The organism is Bradyrhizobium sp. 170, assembly GCF_023101085.1.
Classification (GTDB): Bacteria; Pseudomonadota; Alphaproteobacteria; order Rhizobiales; family Xanthobacteraceae; genus Bradyrhizobium.
In genome coordinates this window covers 1,574,084-1,592,791 of sequence record NZ_CP064703.1, presented here as the reverse complement: position 1 = coordinate 1,592,791, position 18,708 = coordinate 1,574,084, and the positions used below count along the sequence as shown (strand labels likewise).

At 59.3% G+C, this 18,708-nt stretch carries 17 protein-coding genes, 3 pseudogenes and 1 riboswitch; of the genes and pseudogenes, 7 read left to right on the top strand and 13 right to left on the bottom strand.

Translation table 11 applies throughout. The annotated features are described in order from the left end of the window. Window positions 1-89: 89 nt before the first annotated feature. A riboswitch (cobalamin riboswitch) is annotated at window positions 90-290 on the bottom strand. 89 nt (window positions 291-379) lie between these two features. The 3 genes from IVB05_RS07670 to IVB05_RS07660 form a co-directional block, all read right to left on the bottom strand. Beyond that, window positions 380-595: a hypothetical protein gene (locus IVB05_RS07670; protein WP_247783763.1), complete on the bottom strand. Its 216-nt coding sequence runs from the start codon at window positions 593-595 to the stop codon at window positions 380-382. A 780-nt stretch (window positions 596-1,375) separates the two neighbouring features. Further along, entirely contained in the window at window positions 1,376-1,579 is a 204-nt protein-coding gene (locus tag IVB05_RS07665; protein WP_247783762.1) for a 4Fe-4S binding protein, read from the bottom strand. 531 nt (window positions 1,580-2,110) lie between these two features. Then, complete coding sequence (locus IVB05_RS07660) at window positions 2,111-3,325, bottom strand: EAL domain-containing response regulator (protein ID WP_247783761.1); 1,215 nt, start codon at window positions 3,323-3,325, stop codon at window positions 2,111-2,113. Window positions 3,326-3,922: 597 nt separating this feature from the next. On the opposite strand from IVB05_RS07660, the gene IVB05_RS07655 reads away from it, so the two are divergent. After that, window positions 3,923-4,366 carry a GNAT family N-acetyltransferase gene (locus tag IVB05_RS07655; protein ID WP_247783760.1) on the top strand — a complete coding sequence of 148 codons (444 nt, stop codon included), beginning with the start codon at window positions 3,923-3,925 and terminating at the stop codon, window positions 4,364-4,366. A 656-nt stretch (window positions 4,367-5,022) separates the two neighbouring features. Here IVB05_RS07655 and IVB05_RS07650 read toward each other — a convergent pair. The 6 genes from IVB05_RS07650 to IVB05_RS07625 all read right to left on the bottom strand — a co-directional run bounded on the left by IVB05_RS07650 (window position 5,023) and on the right by IVB05_RS07625 (window position 10,723). Continuing rightward, window positions 5,023-5,922, bottom strand: a complete 900-nt coding sequence (locus IVB05_RS07650) for an SMP-30/gluconolactonase/LRE family protein (protein ID WP_247783759.1) — start codon at window positions 5,920-5,922, stop codon at window positions 5,023-5,025. Beyond that, window positions 5,919-6,746, bottom strand: coding sequence for a citryl-CoA lyase (locus tag IVB05_RS07645; protein WP_247512594.1), 828 nt, complete (start codon window positions 6,744-6,746; stop codon window positions 5,919-5,921). Before IVB05_RS07645 ends, IVB05_RS07650 begins: the two co-directional genes overlap by 4 nt. Window positions 6,747-6,801: 55 nt before the next feature. Next, a complete protein-coding gene (locus IVB05_RS07640) occupies window positions 6,802-8,067 on the bottom strand; it encodes a CoA transferase (protein WP_247783758.1) in 1,266 nt (421 codons plus the stop codon). A gap of 54 nt (window positions 8,068-8,121) precedes the next feature. Beyond that, window positions 8,122-9,114, bottom strand: coding sequence for an ABC transporter substrate-binding protein (locus IVB05_RS07635; RefSeq protein WP_247783757.1), 993 nt, complete (start codon window positions 9,112-9,114; stop codon window positions 8,122-8,124). A gap of 63 nt (window positions 9,115-9,177) precedes the next feature. Beyond that, entirely contained in the window at window positions 9,178-9,951 is a 774-nt protein-coding gene (locus IVB05_RS07630) for an ABC transporter permease (protein ID WP_247512597.1), read from the bottom strand. Then, window positions 9,935-10,723, bottom strand: coding sequence for an ABC transporter ATP-binding protein (locus IVB05_RS07625; protein WP_247512598.1), 789 nt, complete (start codon window positions 10,721-10,723; stop codon window positions 9,935-9,937). Before IVB05_RS07625 ends, IVB05_RS07630 begins: the two co-directional genes overlap by 17 nt. A 162-nt stretch (window positions 10,724-10,885) precedes the next feature. Here IVB05_RS07625 and IVB05_RS07620 point away from each other — a divergent pair, with 162 nt between their 5' ends. Further along, window positions 10,886-11,575, top strand: coding sequence for an IclR family transcriptional regulator (locus IVB05_RS07620; protein ID WP_247389246.1), 690 nt, complete (start codon window positions 10,886-10,888; stop codon window positions 11,573-11,575). 310 nt (window positions 11,576-11,885) lie between these two features. Here the strand turns inward: IVB05_RS07620 and IVB05_RS07615 are convergent, their stop codons facing one another. The 3 genes and pseudogenes from IVB05_RS07615 to IVB05_RS07605 all read right to left on the bottom strand — a co-directional run. After that, window positions 11,886-12,071 carry a hypothetical protein gene (locus IVB05_RS07615; RefSeq protein ID WP_247512736.1) on the bottom strand — a complete coding sequence of 62 codons (186 nt, stop codon included), beginning with the start codon at window positions 12,069-12,071 and terminating at the stop codon, window positions 11,886-11,888. Window positions 12,072-12,232: 161 nt separating this feature from the next. Continuing rightward, window positions 12,233-12,514: pseudogene (locus IVB05_RS07610) on the bottom strand (hypothetical protein); the annotation flags it as partial. Window positions 12,515-12,578: 64 nt separating this feature from the next. After that, a pseudogene (locus IVB05_RS07605) lies at window positions 12,579-13,043 on the bottom strand (helix-turn-helix domain-containing protein); the annotation flags it as partial. Between the two features lie 208 nt (window positions 13,044-13,251). Between IVB05_RS07605 and IVB05_RS07600 the strand changes: the two are divergent. The 5 genes from IVB05_RS07600 to IVB05_RS07580 all read left to right on the top strand — a co-directional run bounded on the left by IVB05_RS07600 (window position 13,252) and on the right by IVB05_RS07580 (window position 15,952). Next, a complete protein-coding gene (locus IVB05_RS07600) occupies window positions 13,252-13,503 on the top strand; it encodes a hypothetical protein (protein ID WP_247520568.1) in 252 nt (83 codons plus the stop codon). 53 nt (window positions 13,504-13,556) lie between these two features. Then, window positions 13,557-13,865: a hypothetical protein gene (locus tag IVB05_RS07595; RefSeq protein WP_247512599.1), complete on the top strand. Its 309-nt coding sequence runs from the start codon at window positions 13,557-13,559 to the stop codon at window positions 13,863-13,865. Between the two features lie 470 nt (window positions 13,866-14,335). After that, window positions 14,336-14,599 (top strand): hypothetical protein, encoded by a 264-nt coding sequence (locus IVB05_RS07590; protein ID WP_247520377.1) that lies wholly within the window; start codon window positions 14,336-14,338, stop codon window positions 14,597-14,599. After that, window positions 14,596-14,859: a hypothetical protein gene (locus tag IVB05_RS07585; RefSeq protein ID WP_247783756.1), complete on the top strand. Its 264-nt coding sequence runs from the start codon at window positions 14,596-14,598 to the stop codon at window positions 14,857-14,859. The genes IVB05_RS07590 and IVB05_RS07585 overlap by 4 nt, the downstream gene beginning before the upstream one ends. A gap of 412 nt (window positions 14,860-15,271) precedes the next feature. Continuing rightward, a complete protein-coding gene (locus IVB05_RS07580; protein ID WP_247512602.1) occupies window positions 15,272-15,952 on the top strand; it encodes a hypothetical protein in 681 nt (226 codons plus the stop codon). Window positions 15,953-16,464: 512 nt separating this feature from the next. Here IVB05_RS07580 and IVB05_RS07575 read toward each other — a convergent pair. Further along, window positions 16,465-17,656 (bottom strand): annotated as a pseudogene (locus IVB05_RS07575) (Glu/Leu/Phe/Val dehydrogenase). Between the last annotated feature and the right edge of the window lie 1,052 nt (window positions 17,657-18,708).

Below are 18,708 nucleotides of genomic sequence, written 5' to 3'. Positions count from 1 at the left end.
CCATGATTGGGGCAAAGGCCATGGCGGACGCATGCAGCGAATATCGCGTGAGCGATAGCTGCTTGGCGCACACCGGGACACCCCGCCCGTGGACGATATATTGTCGAGGCAGGTCTCCTGGCTCGCGGGTCGTCGCTGCTGTCCGGCCTTCCCGAAGCCGCATGGCTTCAGTGACTTCGTTGGACAGCGGCTCGCCGCTTACAGTTGCGGGGGCAGCGCCGGTATTGCACCGGCTTCCCTCTTAGCTCCGGATCAAACGAAATCCGGAGACCACGACGGCTGGCATTATGCGCACGAGGATCGATCCGTCAACCTACTGGAGTGTCGCTGCGATATTGCCCAAGCGATTGCGAGCTGTACTAGGTGGGCTACAACGGTCTTACTCCCGGCCTGGTGAAAACGCGTGGATCTGTGGAGGCTCCGCTTGTGAATGCGTCCGCTCAACACCCTGTTCGCGTAGTCGGATGAGCTCCGCGAGCAGAACGAACGCGCCGGGCGCTTCGACATCTGCGTGATCGCGACAAAGCCTGGACTTTTCCGTCAGCAGCTTCTCGAACTCGTCCGTAAGGAAGTTGCGATCATCCTCGGCCGGCATCCGTTTGATCACAGTGCCATGAGGCTCTGAGGAATTGCAAAGGCTGGATTACTCCAGGATCGAACGGATGATCAGGTCGGACTGCCTGTGTTCGGCTGCCCCCGCGACGAGCCGCGAGCTCGATCGCCTCCGTGGCGTTGGTCAAGATGATCTCCTCGGTGCGCCAGGCACTCACGTGCTGAGCGACTTTGGCGCGCGCCTTCGTTGTTTCCGTCGCCGCTTGGGGAGTAGTGCAGCCTGGACCTTGGCCTGCGCGACATCGCAGGAACAGTTCCGGACCTCAGGATGCACGCTGACTTGCGAAACTGGAGTAAGCGGCGAGAGGGCGGGCGGCGGGATCGTGCTATGACTTTACGCTCCATGCACTCGTGCACGGAAGCGGATGCCGAGCTTCTCGTACGTCTTCAGGATCTCCGGACCGATCTCGTCGCGCCAGGAGACCGTCTCTTCGGCTTCGGCCGTGACGTCGCTTTAGATATCCTGCAAATCGATCTTGTGATATTTGACGCCCCGTCCACCTCGCCTTGGCTCGTCAGCCAGCGACGATAAGCCTCGACGCGGCGACTGGAGCATCGAGGCGGCCTCGTCCTTATTCGAGACAAATTTGACGGTGTCCTCTGACAGAGCCCTTCGAGGGCTTCTCGGAGAAGATCAGCGCCTTAAGTCATAACGATGTTGATCGACCTCGATGCGCCCCATGCGGTCGGCGGCCTCCTCAAGCTCGACATCTACTACTTCGTTCGCGAAATCGAGCGGTGAAGCCTTCTGGACGCGGGCTGCTTATGCTGTTTTAGACGGGATACAGGTGTCAGGCACCGGACAGACGACCGCGCATTGCGGCGTGTCGCAATGGCCCGCGCACTCCGTACACTTTTTGGCATCGATAACGTAAATGTCACGCTTGAGGCTGATCGCCGCGTTGGGACACTCGAACTCGCATGCCCCACAAACGGTGCATTGCGAAGCGACGATCTTGTAAGCCATGCCTTCCGACTCCTTAGGCGAGCGATGCCATTGGCGATCCCTTTCAAATGCCGTGCCAAACACAGACGCGCTCAATGATGGGCAATTTGCGAGCCCTCGGGCCCTACTCCGAGAGCCAGTCGCGCTGCGAGCTTCCGTCGGTTTGTCTGGCACGGCAGCGCGGAGCCAAGCGACGCTCGACGATTCCGAAACCGGGGCGCGACTAAAAGCCGCGAGCCGACGCACGTCTACGCCGGATCTCGGCAAAGCTCCGGTCACACGCCCTGACTGGAGGTTTTGTGCAAGCCTTCACGGCTACAACGTTAACTCCGCGGATTGACTCGCTGGAGGCTTGCCAAAACGGGTTTGTGCTACAACAAGCTTCGGCGTCGCTTCGGAGGGAAATGAAGTTCCGCCGGGAGGAGCGATACTGGCTTTGCAAAGTGACCGATTTAATTGCAGTCAGCCGCATGCCTGGTGCCGAGTAGGCATGGCGGCGCGGGCGAGCGCTGGTACGCTTTGCCTGGCTGTGCTCAGCCACTCCTCATGCAACTATTTTGGACGAAGTGGAACAGGGCTGAAAGATGACTGTGCAAATTGCTTCAGCGGCATGGCCTTTCCGAACAGATGGCCCTGCGCAAGGTCGAAGCCGAGTTCGGTCACAGCGATAAGGTCGGCGTGGCTCTCCACACCTGCGGCGACGGTGCGCACACTGTACTCTTTGGCTAGATCGACGATATGGCGGCACACCGTTCGCTTCAGGGGCCCATTTCCGCAACCGGCGACGTACTGCCGGTCCACTTTTAATTTCATGAACGGGAATTTTTCCACCCCCATCAGCTGCGGCCAATTGGCGCCGACATTGTCGATTGCAAGGCCAATGTTGTGAAAGCGAACCTCACGCGCGACCTCGATCAGGAGATCTAGGTTCTCGATCGCTTCCTCGCTCTCGATTTCAATCGTCAAGCCGCCGAAAGCGGGGTGCGACGGCATGCGCTGACAGAGATCGCGTACCGCCTGCGGGTCAATCAGGAATGCTGCCGGGAGATTGATGGAGAGATCGATTGAAGTTTGCTGCTCCAGAAGATACTGCCAATCCTTGATCGCGCGGTCGATCACGAACTGCGACAACTCCCTAAAATGCGGATCGTGAGCCTCCGGGATGAAATAGGCCGGTGGAACAACGCCCCAGGTCGGGTGCCGCATTCGCACAAGCGCCTCGGCGCCGCGGCGGCTGAGGGTACACGCGTCAAACTTCGGCTCATACCAGAGCTCAAGCCAGCCAGCGTGTAAGGCTTCCCCGACATGGACCGCGGGACGGGGCGCCGGCTCTCTGGGCAAGAGCATGGCGACCCGATCGCGCAGCGTCTCGGCTGCAAACGGCGTCCTCAGCGGCGGCAGCATAGCAAGTCCATATTCGCCCCCGACCTGCTGCACTGCCGTCATGATGATCGACTCGCGGGCGCCGAACGCCAGCACTCCGCCTGCAAATCCTTCGCGTACGAGTATCTCGAGCAATCGTCCAGGCTCGATCCGATCGGAGCCAATGCCGAGCAGGATCAGATCAGGGAAGTCCGTGCAGAGTACGTGCGGCAGCTCGTCAGCAGTCCCGCATTCGCTGATAACAAACCCCATATCCTCCAGCACATCCCGTAGAAAGGCGCGCAGATGCCGCTTGCCGACGGCCACGCACGCTCGCGGCCGCACCTTACGCTGGCCGAAGATTGCAGGTTTCCCTCCGACCAGTTCGGCCTGCCCATGCTCCATCGCAACCACTCCCGTTCCGTGACGGTCCCTTAAACGAGGAGCGAAGGTCCAAACAAGCAGTGCTTGCCATTATCTTTCGATTCTTCGAGGTAAGCTTAAGATAGTGCATTAGCGTGCAAAATCTTTCGCGATGTTGTTCAGACGATTTTGTCGGGCGCACGCGTATGATACCTGTCCCGCTTCGCGCAACTTTGCACGAGTGAAGCACGCGAGTTTGGGAATCTCACCTTCAGACGCGCCGAACTGATGCGCCCTATGGCACGGCGATTATCATGCTGCAAGATCTACTGAATCGAATCGCTCGTGAGTGACGATCGGCAATCACTCTTACGAAATGTTTGATCGGCATGGCCGGCCTGCGCGCGAATGTGCGGTCTCGTGGATTTCCTTTCTAATCGAAGGAAGTCCATCATGAGTTCGCAGCAGGTCAAGCCGCAGTCGATTCTGCGAACGGCAACAGCTTGCACTTACCTCACCTCTGTTGCTTATAGCGAGGGCGGACGTCCTATTCCCTATCGAGCTTGATAGTTGCTCTCAGTTGCGTTTTCTGTATCCTTTTGAACATGGATATCCTCAAGAAGGACTGGAGGGACTAACGTGACGGGTGTTCGTGTTGGCGCTGAAGCGCAAGGCCTGCCCCACGGGGGCGCGGCTTTGCGCAAAGGCGTGCCAGGAGATGAGAACGCGATCGCAGAAGCCGTCGGAAAGCTACTTTCTGAATTAGGTGGCCCCGGACCAGAGTTCAGCCTTGAAGGCGCGAAGCAGGCTGCTTTGCGCCTGATTCAGGATCCCGAAGAGGGCTTCATTTTTGTCATCGAAGAACAAGCCACGGGGCGGATTGTAGGGGTCGCTGCCATCTCGGCCGTACAGGCCGTGAGAGCAGCCGGAGCGTACGGTGTGCTTCAGGAGCTATGGATTTCTTGCGACTTCCGAAGCTCTGACCACGGTCGGCATCTGCTCGAGGCGGTACATTCGGAGGCGAAGCGCCGAGGCTGGCAGATGATTGAGGTTGCGTTGCCCCGGATGGCTATCCGGCCTTAGAACGGGTACGCCGTTTCTACGAGGAGAGGGGATATCGGGTTGGAGGATTGCGCGCGCGCAAGAGGCTATGACAGTACTGCGACCTCTGCTCCACACAGTTAAAAGCGCTCCTGGGCCTATCAGTAAAGACTTTCAAAGCAGCAAACCCTGCTGCTTGTTGGTTCTCAAAACGAACGCTCCAACGCGTGCGTCGCGGTTGCTCGAGGATGATCGGAGAACCTCGACGCTGATGCGGTGCTTACTCCCACTGCGAGCGGTTACCTCTTCGACCTTCTTGGCGGGAACGTTCAAGATATCAGCCATCAAATCGTTTCATGGTGCGAAGCGATACGATGGTCTTCTCAAGGCTCGTGGACCGCGAGCCGAAACCTGCCCGGCTAAAAGGCGCGAAGCCAGGTCGGCGGCGGCCCGTTGCGGGCGAAGCCCGACCGAGCCTTACGAACGATAGCCCAGTCGTACTTTCGCGCTTTCCACACAGTGCTGCTTACTGACTCCAGTTTCGGATCACCGCACACAAATGCGATCCATTCGTCGCCAAGTACAATGCCTTGGCAACTAGCAAGCCAATCATCTACCGGGCTCCTTCCTGCATCTTGATTCGGTGGACCGTCGCGTGAAGGATTCGGTACCACCTTGTCACTCCTGCTGGCGAACGTTCAAGGAAGGTGAGCGAGATCAGCCATCAACACTGATCCGGTAGAGGATTCCGTAATGAGCAATGTGCCGTTTGCCGCCTCCAATACGAGGTTCGTGCAGGTCGCCCCAGCGCAGGACTTGATGCGGGCGATCGTTTCGCCGTTCGGCGCCATGACGAAGACGTGGCCGAGGGAGGCATGCGCGACAAAGAGCCGCCCTTTTTGATCCACCGTCAGCCCGTCAGGACCGCTGGTCCCGAAGAACAAGCTGAACCGTCCCACCTTCGCAACCCCGCCGTCACGCATCAGCGGCACGCGCCAGATGCTGTTGTCGCGCGTCATTGCAACGAACAACACGGCCTCGTCGGGACTGAGCACCAGCCCGTTCGGGCTAGGCCCGTTCGAAATCAGGCAATCGAGCCGGCCGTCAGGGCACAGTCGGAACACCCGGCCTGTCGGATCGTGCAATCCAGTTTGCCCCTGATCGGTGAAATAGATGCCGCCGTTGGTCGCGATATGCAGGTCGTTGCAGCCTCTGAAGGACTCGGAATTGCGGTGCCCCAGAAGCGGCCTGATAGTACCCCGCTGCGGATCGAGCTCCATGAGGCCGTTCATGTAGTCGGCCACCAGCACCCGGCCATCAGGTGCGATCTTCAGACCATTCGGCCAGCCGTCATATTCGATTATCAGAGACCAGATGCCGTCGGGCGAAATCCGGAAAATGCGGCCGAAGGGGATATCGACGACGTAGAGATTCCCGGACTTGTCGAACGACGGCCCCTCGATGAAACAATCCACCGGATGGCCCCCGCGGTTGGCATCCGCCCATTTCGAGGAAACACCCGGGCGACGAAATTCCGCCGGCATCGACGAGAACACGCGGGTCTCAACCAGCTGAGGCGACTTGTCGAGATACATCATGACGCGCCTCCCAGCGTGCGGCGCGGCTGGCCCTCATATTTGTAGCCAAACTGCTTGGGCATCGGTCCCTTGTTACGATCCTTGCGCCTGGTCTGTTCCCAGGCGTGGGCCAGGATTCCGACGGCGCGCGACAGGCAGAAGACGCCGCGCGCCAGCGAAGGCGCGAAGCCGAGCTCTCCGTAAATGACCGCGGTCGCGCCATCAATGTTCATTGGGATGAGTTTGCCCTTGCGCTGCTGCATCACGCGCTCGATCGCGCGGGCGGCCTTGGCATAGTCGCCGCTGACACTGCCCTCAGCACCTGCGCCATCCACCAGCGCCAATAGCGGTGCCGCGCGCGGGTCGACCGGATGAAACCGGTGGCCGAAGCCGGGCAGATATTTGCCGCGCCTTGCGGTGAAATGGTCGATTGCGGCGGCCGCGGCCTCGCCGATCTCTAGGCCATCGCGCCTCCGCAGCACATCTTCGTAGAGTTCGACCGCCTGCTCCCCTGCTCCGCCGTGCACGTCATCGAGTGTATTGATTGCGGAGGCCATCGCACCGTTCAGGGGCAGCCCGCAGCTCACCGCCATCTGCGCAATTGCGATGGAGGGCGCGTGCGGACCGTGGTCAACGGACGCGACCAGCGCAGCTTGCAGCAGCCGCTCCTGCGCTGGCGTCGGCAGATCGTCGCGCAACATCAGCCAGATCATGGCGGGAAAGGAAATCCGGCCGATCAAATCTTCGATTGGATAACCCCGATAGGCGATGCGACCGGGCGCGATATCGCAGATGGAGGTTCGCCACCAACGGGCCGCTTGCTGTCGCAATTCTTCTTCGCTCATTTCCGGTTCCGCCCCTCCAACCTGCCGATTGCCAACCGCCGCAAGCCGTCGAATATCATGATATTGGTCCGTCCGCGGCTACGCGGACGGGCAGGAAATCAGCCTCTCCTTGCTTTGGCGTCCCGACGGCCCGGCTTGAGACCAGTTGCTCGACCTCCGCATACGAATAGCCGAGCCGCTGCAGCCATCGCTCGGTGTCTGCTCCGAGCGTCGCAGGTGGTGAAGGCACCGAAAACTCCTCATCCAGCCGGAAGCCCGGCCGCGTGATTCGTAACGGCTGCGCACCGTGTTGTTCTGGAGCCAAAGTCTCGACGAATCCGCGCTCGAGGAGCTGTGGCTGCTGCAAAACTTGCGAGACCGTCAGCACGCAGCCTGCGGGGACTCCAGCCAGATTCATTTGGACCTCCCATTCGTCAGCGCGCTTGCAACTCAACGCCTTGTTCAACTCCGTGTTCAGCGCTGCGCGATTGACCTTGCGCATCTCGCGCCCAGCAAAGCGTGGATCGGTCTTCAGGTCCGGTCGGTCAATCAAGTCGCATAGGGCTTGGTACTGCTTCTGCTCGTTGGCGGAAATGTTCAGCGGGCCTGTTGCGGTGCGGAACGTGCCGGAGGGAGCCGCGGTGAAGTTCTCGTTGCCGATGGGCTGCGGCTCGACACCAGCGTTCAGGTGGTTGGAGACGACCCATCCCATCGCTGCAACGGTGGCTTCGAGCAGGGACACGTCAATGAACCGACCGCGGCCGCTATGCCGCTGTTCGACCAGAGCCGCGGCGATGGCAAAGGCAGCAGTCAGTCCCGCAATCGTGTCCGAGATCGGAAAGCCCGTGCGCAGGGGAGCCGAGGCCGTATCGCCAGTGACGCTCATAGCACCAGACAGACCTTGAACGATCTGGTCATAGGCTGGACGGGCGGACCACGGCCCGCTCTGCCCAAAGCCGGAGATCGCGCAGTAGACGAGACGTGGGTTCTGCCTGCTGAGCACATCAAAGCCCAGGCTAAGCCGTTCCATCACCTTCGGCCGGAAGTTTTCGAGCACCACATCGGCTTCCTTGACGAGTCGCAAGAATACCTCGCGGCCCGATTCCGACTTCAAGTCCAGCGCCACGGATTGCTTGCCGGCGTTCACCGCGACAAAAGAGAGGCCCTGCAGGCGCTCTGCCCTTTTCGGATCGGCGCCGAGGCGCCGCGCGAGGTCGCCGCCGTTCGGATTTTCGACTTTGATGACCTCCGCGCCAAGACGCGCGAGATGATAACCGCAGAACGGACCGGCCAACACGTTCGACAGGTCCAGGACGCGGATGCCGGTGAGCGGCAGAGACATCTGAAGACGCCTTCCTTTAGGTGATCCGATGGTGAGGGCTTGGCCTGCGGGCAGCTATTTCAGTTGTTGTGCGGCGCGTTCCGCGAAGCGATTGGTGAAGGTTTTGTTCAGGTCGATCTTTGCGGCAGCGATTTTTGGATCAAAGTCGCTCAGGACAGCCAGCGGGACCTTGGCCGCCTCAATGTCCATCTGCCCGGTTGGCGAGAAGAGCGCTTTCGATGCGTTCATGATTTCGATATTCACCTCGCGATTGTCAGTCTTGTAACCAGGAGGAATCGCATCGACGAGCTGCTCCGTCGGCGTTGCGTTGATCCAGCGGTGAGTTTTGAGCAAGGCGTTGACCAGGCGCTGGACCGTTTCTGGATTTTTGTCGAGGAAAGACTGCTGAAGATAGAGACACGCGGTCGGATAGGATCCGCCGAAGGCCTGCTTTGAGCCTTCGATCGTGCGCGCATCGAACAGCGCTGTCGCGCTCTTCTTGCGCGCGAGAACCGTCGCGATGGGATCGAAATAGACCAGGGCATCAACGTTCATGGCCTCAAGCGCCACCATGCCCCGTGCGCCGCTGCCGACGGCAATGATGTTGACATCGCGTGGACCCAATCCTGATTTCTTGATGTAGTAACGCGCCATAGTCTCCGTCGATGACCCCGGCGCTGTGATCCCGAGCCTGAGACCCTTCAGGTCGGCGCCGGTTCTGACCTTGTCGGCGAGGTCGCTGCGGACACCGAGCAGGACGCCGGGAATGTCATTCAGCAGGAACACGCAGGAAATTTGCTTACCCTGCGCCTGCATCTGAATGGTGTGGTCGTAAAAGCCGATAGTCCCGTCGACGGAGCCGCCGATCAGGGCCTGCAGAGCCTTTGAACCACCGGCCTGGAAATTCTCGACGGTAACGTCAAGGCCTTCTTCCTTAAAGGAGCCAAGCTTCACTCCAAGTTCGACAGGCATATAGTTGAGGATCTGTGACCCCACGGCGATCTTCAATTTTGTTTTCTCGGGCTCGGTGGCATGCGCCAAAATGACCGAGAATGCGGCCAGCGCCACGACCGGCGTCAGTCTTATGGAAACGTGCATGCGAACCTCCATGATTGATGGGAGAGCGTACGATCAGCTTTCGTGCGCAGGCGCCGGCCGCCAGACCAGGAGCCGCTTTTCCGCGCAGTCGACGATGGCATCGAGGACAACGACGAAGGCGGAGAGAACGATAATTCCTGCGAACACTCCGGTCGCATCGAGGACGCCCTCGGCCTGCGCAATTAAGTGCCCCAATCCTGCGGACGAGCCGAGATATTCGGCGACCACGGCTCCCATCACGGCCATGCCGACGGACACCCGCAGGCTCGACAGAATCCAGGTCGTGGCGGACGGCAGGTAGACGTGCCGTAGCAGGGACGACTTCGATGCACGCAGCAGGCGGGCATTCGCCAGCACGACCGGATTGACCTCGCGGACGCCCTGGAACGTGTTAAAGAATGCGACGAATAGAACCAGCGTGACGCCGAGCGCAACCTTGGAGGTGAGGCCCAATCCGAACCAGATGACGAAAATGGGTCCAAGCAAGATCCGCGGGATTGCATTGAACATCTTGATAAAGGGCTGAACGACTTCGGCAGCGAACGGGCTTAAGCCCAGCCAGATACCAAGTGCTGTGCCGATCCCGATGCCAGCCAGGAACGACAGGACCGTCTCCAGCAATGTTATGCCAATATCGGTCCAAAAGTCCGCCGTCGACATCCACTCCCCGATCCTTGCGACAAGTGTCGAAGGTGCCGGAAAGAAGAAGGAATCGATCAGTCCCGCCCACACGCCCAATTCCCAGATCAGGATCAGGCCAAGGACGATGGCGAACTGCGTGAGAGCGACCCTACCCCTGCGTGACATAGCTTTTCTCCACTTCGGCGCCGAGCAGCGACCAGATTTCACGATAGAGCGCGACGAATTCGTCGGTGGTCTGCAGCGCAGAAACATCGCGCGGACGAGGCAGCGTGATCCTGACGTCGGCAACCATGCGGCTGGCGGGACCGGCAGACATCACAACGACGCGGTCCGCCAGGGTGATGGCCTCATCGAGATCATGGGTGATGAAGACGAGCGAGCGCCGGTCCGCCTGCCAGAGGTCGAGCAGGATGCGGTGCATGAGCCGGCGTGTGTGAACGTCCAGCGCGGAGAACGGCTCATCCATGAGAACGATTTTGGGCTCCATGATCAGGGTTTGTGCCATCGCAACGCGCTTGCGCTGGCCGCCGGACAATTGATGCGGATAGCGCTCCTCGAATCCCTTCAATCCGACCTTGGCGAGCCAGGGCCGTGCCTGCTCGCGCGCTTTCGCGATCGAGCTGCCCTGAAAGACGAGCCCGAGGCCGACATTGTCCTGGGCGGTCTTCCAGGGCAGCAGCCCTTCCTGTTGAAGCATGTAGCCGGACTGACCGTTCAGGCCCGTAAGAGACTTGCCGAAAATGCGAACGTCGCCGGCGGCGGGCTTCAGCAGTCCGGTGACAGTGTTGAGAATGGTCGATTTTCCGCAGCCGGTCGGCCCCACCACTGCAACGAATTCAGTCTCGGCTACCTGGAGGTTCATGCTTTTGACGGCCGTGAAGTCGCCGAAGCGAATCATCACGTCGCGCAAGTCCACGGCAAGTCCCGGCCGCCCCATTGTTTCGCTCCATAGAACTTGTTCTGGCGTCTGGAACCGAGTAGCTCGCGTCTCACGAGGAGTCAATCGTATTCTGATGTGCAGAATGGCCCTCGTGCTAGCTGGCTGGACTCCTGGCGTCATTCTGACTATTGGTTCTGCACAGCAGAACCAGAGGTATCGATGGTAAGAACAGGGGTTGATGCGGTCGCGCGGGCACTGGCAATCCTTAAGGCGTTCGACCCGGAGCGCGCCGCGATGACGCTGACGGAGATTGCGGATGCGACTGACCTCTACAAGAGCACAGTCCTTCGCCTTGCCGCATCTCTGGAGGCGGATGGCTTCCTGGTGCGGGGTACGGACCGGCTATTTCGACCCGGGCCGGAGCTATGGCGCCTTGGGGCGCTCTATCAGCGCGGGCTCGACCTCGGTGACCTGATCAGACCCTCGCTCCATCGTCTGGTCGAGGCAACCGGAGAGACCGCATCCTTCTACATCGCGGAGGGCGACGAGCGCATCTGCCTTTATCGCGTCAATTCTCCGCGTTCGGTCCGGCATCACCTCGAAGAGGGTCAGCGATTGCCGATTGACCGCGGCGCTGCCGGCCGTGTTCTTACCGCCTACCGCGATTCTGCATCAGCCGATGGAAAGAAGGTCAGAGATCGTGGCTTCTACGTCTCGATCGGCGAACGGGATCCTGAGGTCGCGGCCGCAGCTGTGCCTGTGATCGACGTTCATGGCCAATTGCGCGGCGCCCTCTCGGTCTCCGCCATTCGGACTCGCTTTGATGCAGATGCTCGGAAGGCTGCGATTGTAGTTCTGAAGTCCGAGGCTAAAGCGCTGATCGGTCTGCTGCCTGCAAGCGAGCGCTGAGCTACAATGGCAGCGTTCCGTTTATGACGCACAGCTCAGCGGGTGCCGCAAGGGCCTCTCCTGAGCGCAGGGTGCATTTCTCACATTGTTGAGGCGCATCGGGGCGCGAATCGGCGAGGCGTTCTTTTGCGACAAGAATTTTGTGGTGGTTCAAGGAATGCCCTGATAACGACAGAGCGTAGTGCAGATCAGTCTGGAGTGGTGGGACGCCCCTGAAGCTGTTCCTGGAGTCGCCCAAGTGATCCCGCCGCAGATCATCCTCGATCTCGACGCCACCCACCCGTATACGGGCATCAGGAGGGAGGCTTCTTCAAAGGCTATTACGCTGCTCGATATATGTGCTGGTGTTCTGGAGCCGGCATATGCTGAGGGCCAAGCTGCGGCGCGCCGACATCGATGCAAGCGCGGCCAGAACGTTGCGCAGATTGTGCGGTCGTTCGACCCATTCGGCCACCATCTTCGGCGTGGTGTTGAACTGGCGCGCGGCGGCGTGCATTGCTCAGTCCCGCTTCCACACACCGCACCCTGGCCTCTCGACCTTTCGGCGTCAGTGGAGCATTCTTGTGGCTGTTCATCTGGTCTTTCCGTGGAACACTGAAGCTTCGCAACCTCAGCTTCCTCGGTTCGGACCAGATGGACAACCTCCTGAAAGACCACATCTAGCTCATGCACCGGCGTGGTCTTCGCACGCCTGATGATGTCGAGCGCCACGGTCTGATTGGTGTCGCACCCCAGGCACCGAACTTCCAAGTAAAAATAACCGGCATTGATCGCGTCGCCGATCGTAGGTGACGGCGGGGTCGGTCCCTTGTAACCAAGCATCCGAAAATTCCACGCCTCACAAGTCAGCTTGTCTTCTTGCTTGCGCGCCTCCTTTGCACGCTCGGCCGACATTCTGATTTGGGTGCCGAACAGATACTCGCGGGATTTCGTGGACATGGCGCTACAGAGAAGCGCAGTAAGACCATCAACGCAAACAATCAAGTAGTGGGGGCACGAGCGGGGCCGTGAAGTTCGGGTCGGTGCTCTCACACCAGGACTTGCGAGCCGCGGGGTCAATCTTGTGGCTGCACAGGAACCGCCAGACATATTGGACGTCAACGTCGCCCAGCGCCTCGGTCAGCAGAGGGCCTGTCCAGCGCGCAAACCCTTGCGGGGGCAGCTTATCCAGCAGCTTCAGAATCCGCTTGTAGGTCGTCCTCGTATAAATCGGCTGCTTGCCAGGCCGCGGCTTGTCTTGCGGCCCTTCAAGGCCATGGTCGGCATAGCGATGCCGCCAAAGGCTGACAATCCGCGGCTGGACCCCCAACTTCCTTGGCGATCGACCGGGTGCTGCGCCCATCCGCCGCCAACAGAACGATCCGCGCCGCTTCAAATCGCGCTGCAACGTCATTGGCGAGCGACAACACGCCTCAAGCGCCTTGCGATCTTTCCTCGAAAGGTGGACTTCTCTTGCTTCAAGGATCATCCATATCTTGAATCACGACTCACGACCAAGAAAGTGGGTACTGGTCTCGTTCATGGCGTATCGCTCTCCTTGAGATAGGCTCGACACCCGCCTCGATACGCCGCCTATCTCAGTCCGTCATCACCCAGCTTAGTCAGAGATCGAAGTGATCGATGATGATCTCGGTCGTTCAGCCGCCGGCGCCGTACAACGCGCCGGCTTCGAGCGAATGGTAGCGGAGGTTTGCCTTGGTAAGGTTGGTGCGGTTTGCGCCCGCGAGGTCTCGCGCTTCGCTCGCAGCAGTCGGGATTGGCAGCAACTCATCGAGATGTGCCGCGTGGTCGATACCGGTTCTGGTCGATCAGGAGACCATCTACGCGCCGAGGCATGGCAGCGACCGCCTGCTGCTCGGGCTCAAGGGCAGCCTCAACGAGTACGAACCGGATCTGTTGCGCCAGCGCTCGCTCTCGGCACGCTATGAGAAGGCGCGTCGGGGCGAGTTGGTTGTGGCAGCGTGTCCAGGAAGCGATCAAGATGGTGTTCGACAAGGTCGAGGAACTGGGCGGCGCGCGACAGGCGCTTTGCTGGCTCAATGAGTACAATCTCGATCTGCCGGTGAAGCAGACCAACGGGGACACGGCCCGGCGGCGACCACACTACTCCGCCATCGGCAGGCTTAAACACCGGGATGTGGTAGTTCGTGCGGCGCGGCATCAGGATGGAAGTCAGCACCAGTTGGCGCACGGCTGGATGATGTCGGCGGAGAGCATCACGCACCTGATCCCGCCGTTCCTTAGCTCTCTGCAGCCGCGATTGCAGCGGCGATCGCCCCGGGACCGATGACGCCAAGCAGCGCTTCCTCGATCACCGCGCTGAACGATGCGGAGTTGAATGCCCTACATTAACGCGCGCCCCGCGTATTGAGGGGCGATGGGACAACTGTTCGAAGCGCAACGTCCTGTCGGACGATAGCAGCGCAGACTGTCAGTCTTGAGACAAATGTCAGCAACTTGACGCTACACACCTTACGGAGTGCCTGCAGAGCCTCGAACTCTCTTCGGCACGAGGTTTGCTTTGTTCACGTCATCATCACCAATCGCAGTGCGATGGTCTTCGGGACGACTCGGCGCGCATCGCCGTTAGCGTCTGGTCCGCCCCGACGGTTTGCTGCGGGGATAACTTAAGGGCGCTCGGTTGTGGACCGAGAAAATGCACGGAAGTATTGGATACGATCTGGAGTTCTTCTTTCGGGAGCCACAACAATTGCGCTCATCGCAAGCGGTGCAGCCAATGCGGCGGACCTTGAGCCAGAAGTGAAACTGTCACCCGCGGTGTGGAGCTGGTCCGGAGGCTATATTGGCGGGCACGTCGGCGGTGGGTACGGCCGAACCTCCTTCAGCAATCCCGACGGTCCGTCAATCTATGGCGGCGTCGTCAATACCCCAGTGTTCCTCGCAGGAGGCCAGATCGGCTACAATTGGCAGAAGAACGGCTGGGTGTTTGGCGTCGAACTAGATGCCAGCCGTGCTGTCTCCGATGGCACAAATACTTGCCTGGCCGCCTCGGGCTTTGTGTGAGCGCAAACTGCACGGCAGGTCCAAACCTCTTTGCCACCGGGACCGGCCGCGTCGGTTACGCGTTCGGCGCTCTCGGCCATACGCTGGCCTATCTCAAGGGAGGCGTGGCTTGGCAATACAATCAGGGCAACGTGCTCAATAACAACGAATATAATGGCCTGCAGCCACAGGAGAACACTCATCTCGACTATGGTCAGGTCGGTGGCGTATCGGGCTGGGCGTCGAGCAAGCGCTTACGCCTGCATGGTCGGTCAAAGTAGAGTATGACTATCTGCATTTCGGTGGGCCAAGTGTCGCAACGCCTTCGACGGTGCAGTTTCCGCCGTTCGCAATTCTTCCGGCGAACATGACGAGCCTGTCCAGCAACTATCACATCGGAAAGATGGGATTGAAATACCATTTCGGCGCGGACCCATGGGCGGCGCAATGGTCCGATGCGCCGCTGTACGCGAAAGCACCTGCCGGCGCGCCGCCGATTGCTTACAAGGCCGGTTGGTCGTTCGAAGGCGGATCGCGGCTCTGGCTCAGCCGGGGACGATTCCAATGGGACGCCAGCGCTATTCCCGATGAGATCGCTACTGGAGATCCTAACATTCTTATATCAAGCTCACCTACCACGGCCTCGACGGACTTTCCGGGGAATTATTTGGCCGTCTTGACAGCGCGTGGGGAGTGTTCCTGAAGAGCAACGTTGGCATCGGGCGCTTCGATAAAGGAAAGCTCAACGATGAAGATTGGGGCATCCATCGCAGGCTCTCTTATAGCAACACGATATCGGGCCAGGCAAACGGGAGGTTCACGTACTACACGGCCGACGTAGGTTACGATTTTTCGCGTGGCGCCAACTACAAGGTCGGCGGATTTATCGGCTGGACCTATTACGCCCAGAACTCCGACACGATGGGATGCATGCAGATTGCCAACCCCATGTCTCCATGCACGGCGTCCGCTGATCAAATCGTTGGCAGCCAGGATACGCACTGGAATGCACCTCGCGTCGGCCTGAGCGCCGAAACCATGCTTACCGAGCGTTGGCGTTTAAGCACCGATGTCGCTTACCTGCCTTGGACCGATTTCGCTGGTCGCGACCACCATCTCTTGCGCCCGACGACTACCTTCGCTGATCAACGCGGGAACGGAGGCGGGGGTGTACAGGTCGAAGGCGTGTTGTCCTACTTCATCACCAATAATCTCAGCATCGGCGTCGGCGGGCGCTATTGGGCAATGTGGACCCAAAAGGACAACGAAACGATATGCACAGGCTGTTATCCGGGAACCACTGCGACTGAGTTTTCGAAGTTTAGCATGGAGCGCTGGGGTACGTTCTTTCAGGCCTCTTATAAGGTCAATTGAAAAGGCCCCACCGTAGTCAAGCTCCAGACTCCAGCCTTCCTGGACGAGCATCCTGAAGCCGTACGCGTTTCCCTAGCAGAAGTACCTTGAACCGTCCGAGACGTTTTCGAAGGTGGAAGTCATTACCGGCGTGGCCCGCCGGCGGCGGGTTTACGGTGGATTCCGCCGCCAAATAGTAGTCAGATACTGTCGAGCAGCTGATGGAAACGTGGAAGCGGCGCCAGGCTGGAATCGGCAACTTCAACAAGCCCCGCAAAGATTTGCCCTTGTAGGACGATTCACGAAGTGTGACGGGTGAAAACAAGGTTCAATTCCTTTGAAATGACGCACAGGCTGCTAGTGCTGCGATCGACGGGCGATTCGTAAGACGCACGCACTCATTCACTAGTAAAAAAGGGGCCGCCGCGTGAACTTCGGCGGCGACCCACCTGGGCCTACGGTGCAGAAAGTCCGGTCTGTTATCGGCCCGACATATCGAACTGACAACAAAGACATTCAGCGAGATCACACTACTAGGGAAACAGTCCGCGTGTTTCTTTTGCTCCGCGAACGCGCTCGACACCTATCGCCATGGCTGCCGTGCGATTGAACAGTTTTTCACGTTTGCTTCGCGCCAGGACGCGCTCGAAAGTACGGTCCAAAAGTTGATACTCCCTACGCGTGACTTCCTCCTCCTCCCAGAACAGTCGCTGGAGGTCCTGCACCCATTCAAAGTAGCTGACCACGACACCGCCCGAGTTGCAGAGAAGATCGGGGATGAGGAAGATCTCCTCCTGATGGCCTTCCTGCTGGCTATTTCGGCGTCGATGACCCGTTCCAGGGCAGCCGGAACAAGCACGTCACACGGGATCGTCAGCAACTCGCCTGGGTCTAGAGCAAGCTCGCTGGAGTAGCCATCCAGGCTACCTTGCGAGGCAGCATGTCCGACCAGCTGTGGTATATCGAGCCCCCGAGGTCGATAAAGCGCGCCCGTGTGATCGCTGACCGCGATCACTTTCGCTCCCATGTTGTGTAGCTCGAGTGCGGTCATCGAACCGACATTTCCAAAGCCTTGAACAACGGCTGTTGGCGCCATTGAGTGGGATTTTGAGCTCGTCCGCTGCGCGGCGAACCAAATGAGCCACACCCCGGCCTGTGGCTTCACGACGACCGAGCGTTCCACCAGCGCTGACAGGTTTGCCAGTCACGATCTCGGTGACGGTTTGGCCCTGATACATCGAGTAGGTATCCATGAACCACGTCATGATCTGCTCGTTTGTTCCAAGATCGGGAGCTATGACATCAGTGTGCGGCCCAACAAACGGGATCATTTCCTGCATATACCGGCGCGACAGAGTCTCAAGCTCACGGTTCGACAAGCTAGAAGGGTCGACGTTAATTCCGCCCTTGACGCCGCCATATGGCAATCCGACCAGGGCACACTTCCAGCTCATCCAGATCGCGAGCGCTGCAACCTCGCCAAGGTCGACGGTTGGCCCGAACTGGTGCCCCCTTTTGTAGGGCCAAGTGTAAGGTGATGCTGCACCCGATAGCCTTCAAAAGCCGCCGTTGTGCCGTCATCAAGGTGAATTGGGCACGACACCGTGACAGATCGCTTCGGCAGCAGCTGGCGGGGTCTTACGTCGTCTGGTATCCCCAGATAATCGCGATCACGTCGAATTGCTTTACGGCCATCTCAAACACTGGCCCAGTGTAGACAGTCACGATAGCTCCTGAGGCTGGATATGAAACATCGGAATGCTTGTGCTTCAGAGCACCGAGCTCCCTGGTGCGTGTTGCGCGTTTCAGATGTGGGCGAGACAACTAGTCCAATCAGCAAGATTGCGTCTCGCGGTCACGCCAAAAATATGACCAATGCGATGAAAGCGAGATTGACCGAGGCGGCCACGACGGCCCAACAGCGAATCGCGGCAGGCGAAAATTCAAGAGCGTCCTGCGAAGTGTCGGCCCAAAGCGGCGGCATTCAAGTTAGGTCCAAAGACCCGGGTTAAGAGACAAACCTGCATAAGCGCAGAAACCACCCACTCTGCTAAAGCCGAGCCTTTCGACCGCCGCGTAGAGCCCTTGCCGCCCCGCCAACCGCGCTCGCAAAAAGGCACCCCCGGCTGGCCGCGTCGAGCCTGACAACAGATGTGGTAGACCGACTCAATATCATTCCCCGATGCGGCATCTGGATCCGGCAGGCCGGCTGCTGTTTTGCCGCTCACGTTCGATCTCCTGATTGACCACAGAATAGCACTCCGCAGGTACCGATGCTCGGCGTTACGCCCGGCAATCTTCCAATTTCTTGGTGAAACTCATCGCAGAAGCTCTGGTTTGCGAGGTATTTCTACAAGCATGGCCGAAACGAAAGTCGAATCGATCCACCGCGGCAGACGATTCGGGCAACTTTGTTAAACGACCGGGGAATGGCAACAGCTCGCTTTCCTTTTTGACGCATGCTGCAAACTCGGAAGAGGCAAGGCAGGAGAACGCAGTGCCCTTTCTCCTGCCGAAAATTAGCCGGTCAGTGTGAGATTGAGTTTCAGCCTGCGCGGCAGCGATCGACCACCGTTCATGACGATTGATTGCCCGGTCACAGCAGAAAACTCCGTTCTGCGGCTCTTAAGTCAGAACAACGAGGAGCCTGATTGAGGTGTTCGTGGGTAGCCACCCAGGTTCTGCCAGTCATATTGTGCCGTTCTGCCCTTTTGTTGGCTTCTCGTCGATTGCGTTCACTTCTGTTTCTTCGATGATGATCGGCGGGGGAACGCGGC

Bases quoted from the DNA above. Each gene is read 5' to 3' on its own strand.
- IVB05_RS07600 (WP_247520568.1), top strand. From the start codon at position 13,252: ATGGTAGCGGAGGTTTGCCTTGGTAAGGTTGGTGCGGTTTGCGCCCGC.
- IVB05_RS07615 (WP_247512736.1), bottom strand. From the start codon at position 12,071: ATGCACGCCGCCGCGCGCCAGTTCAACACCACGCCGAAGATGGTGGCC.
- IVB05_RS07595 (WP_247512599.1), top strand. From the start codon at position 13,557: ATGGTGTTCGACAAGGTCGAGGAACTGGGCGGCGCGCGACAGGCGCTT.
- IVB05_RS07660 (WP_247783761.1), bottom strand. From the start codon at position 3,325: ATGGAGCATGGGCAGGCCGAACTGGTCGGAGGGAAACCTGCAATCTTC.
- IVB05_RS07625 (WP_247512598.1), bottom strand. From the start codon at position 10,723: ATGGGGCGGCCGGGACTTGCCGTGGACTTGCGCGACGTGATGATTCGC.
- IVB05_RS07650 (WP_247783759.1), bottom strand. From the start codon at position 5,922: ATGATGTATCTCGACAAGTCGCCTCAGCTGGTTGAGACCCGCGTGTTC.
- IVB05_RS07640 (WP_247783758.1), bottom strand. From the start codon at position 8,067: ATGTCTCTGCCGCTCACCGGCATCCGCGTCCTGGACCTGTCGAACGTG.
- IVB05_RS07670 (WP_247783763.1), bottom strand. From the start codon at position 595: ATGCCGGCCGAGGATGATCGCAACTTCCTTACGGACGAGTTCGAGAAG.
- IVB05_RS07645 (WP_247512594.1), bottom strand. From the start codon at position 6,746: ATGAGCGAAGAAGAATTGCGACAGCAAGCGGCCCGTTGGTGGCGAACC.
- IVB05_RS07630 (WP_247512597.1), bottom strand. From the start codon at position 9,951: ATGTCACGCAGGGGTAGGGTCGCTCTCACGCAGTTCGCCATCGTCCTT.
- IVB05_RS07620 (WP_247389246.1), top strand. From the start codon at position 10,886: ATGGTAAGAACAGGGGTTGATGCGGTCGCGCGGGCACTGGCAATCCTT.
- IVB05_RS07665 (WP_247783762.1), bottom strand. From the start codon at position 1,579: ATGGCTTACAAGATCGTCGCTTCGCAATGCACCGTTTGTGGGGCATGC.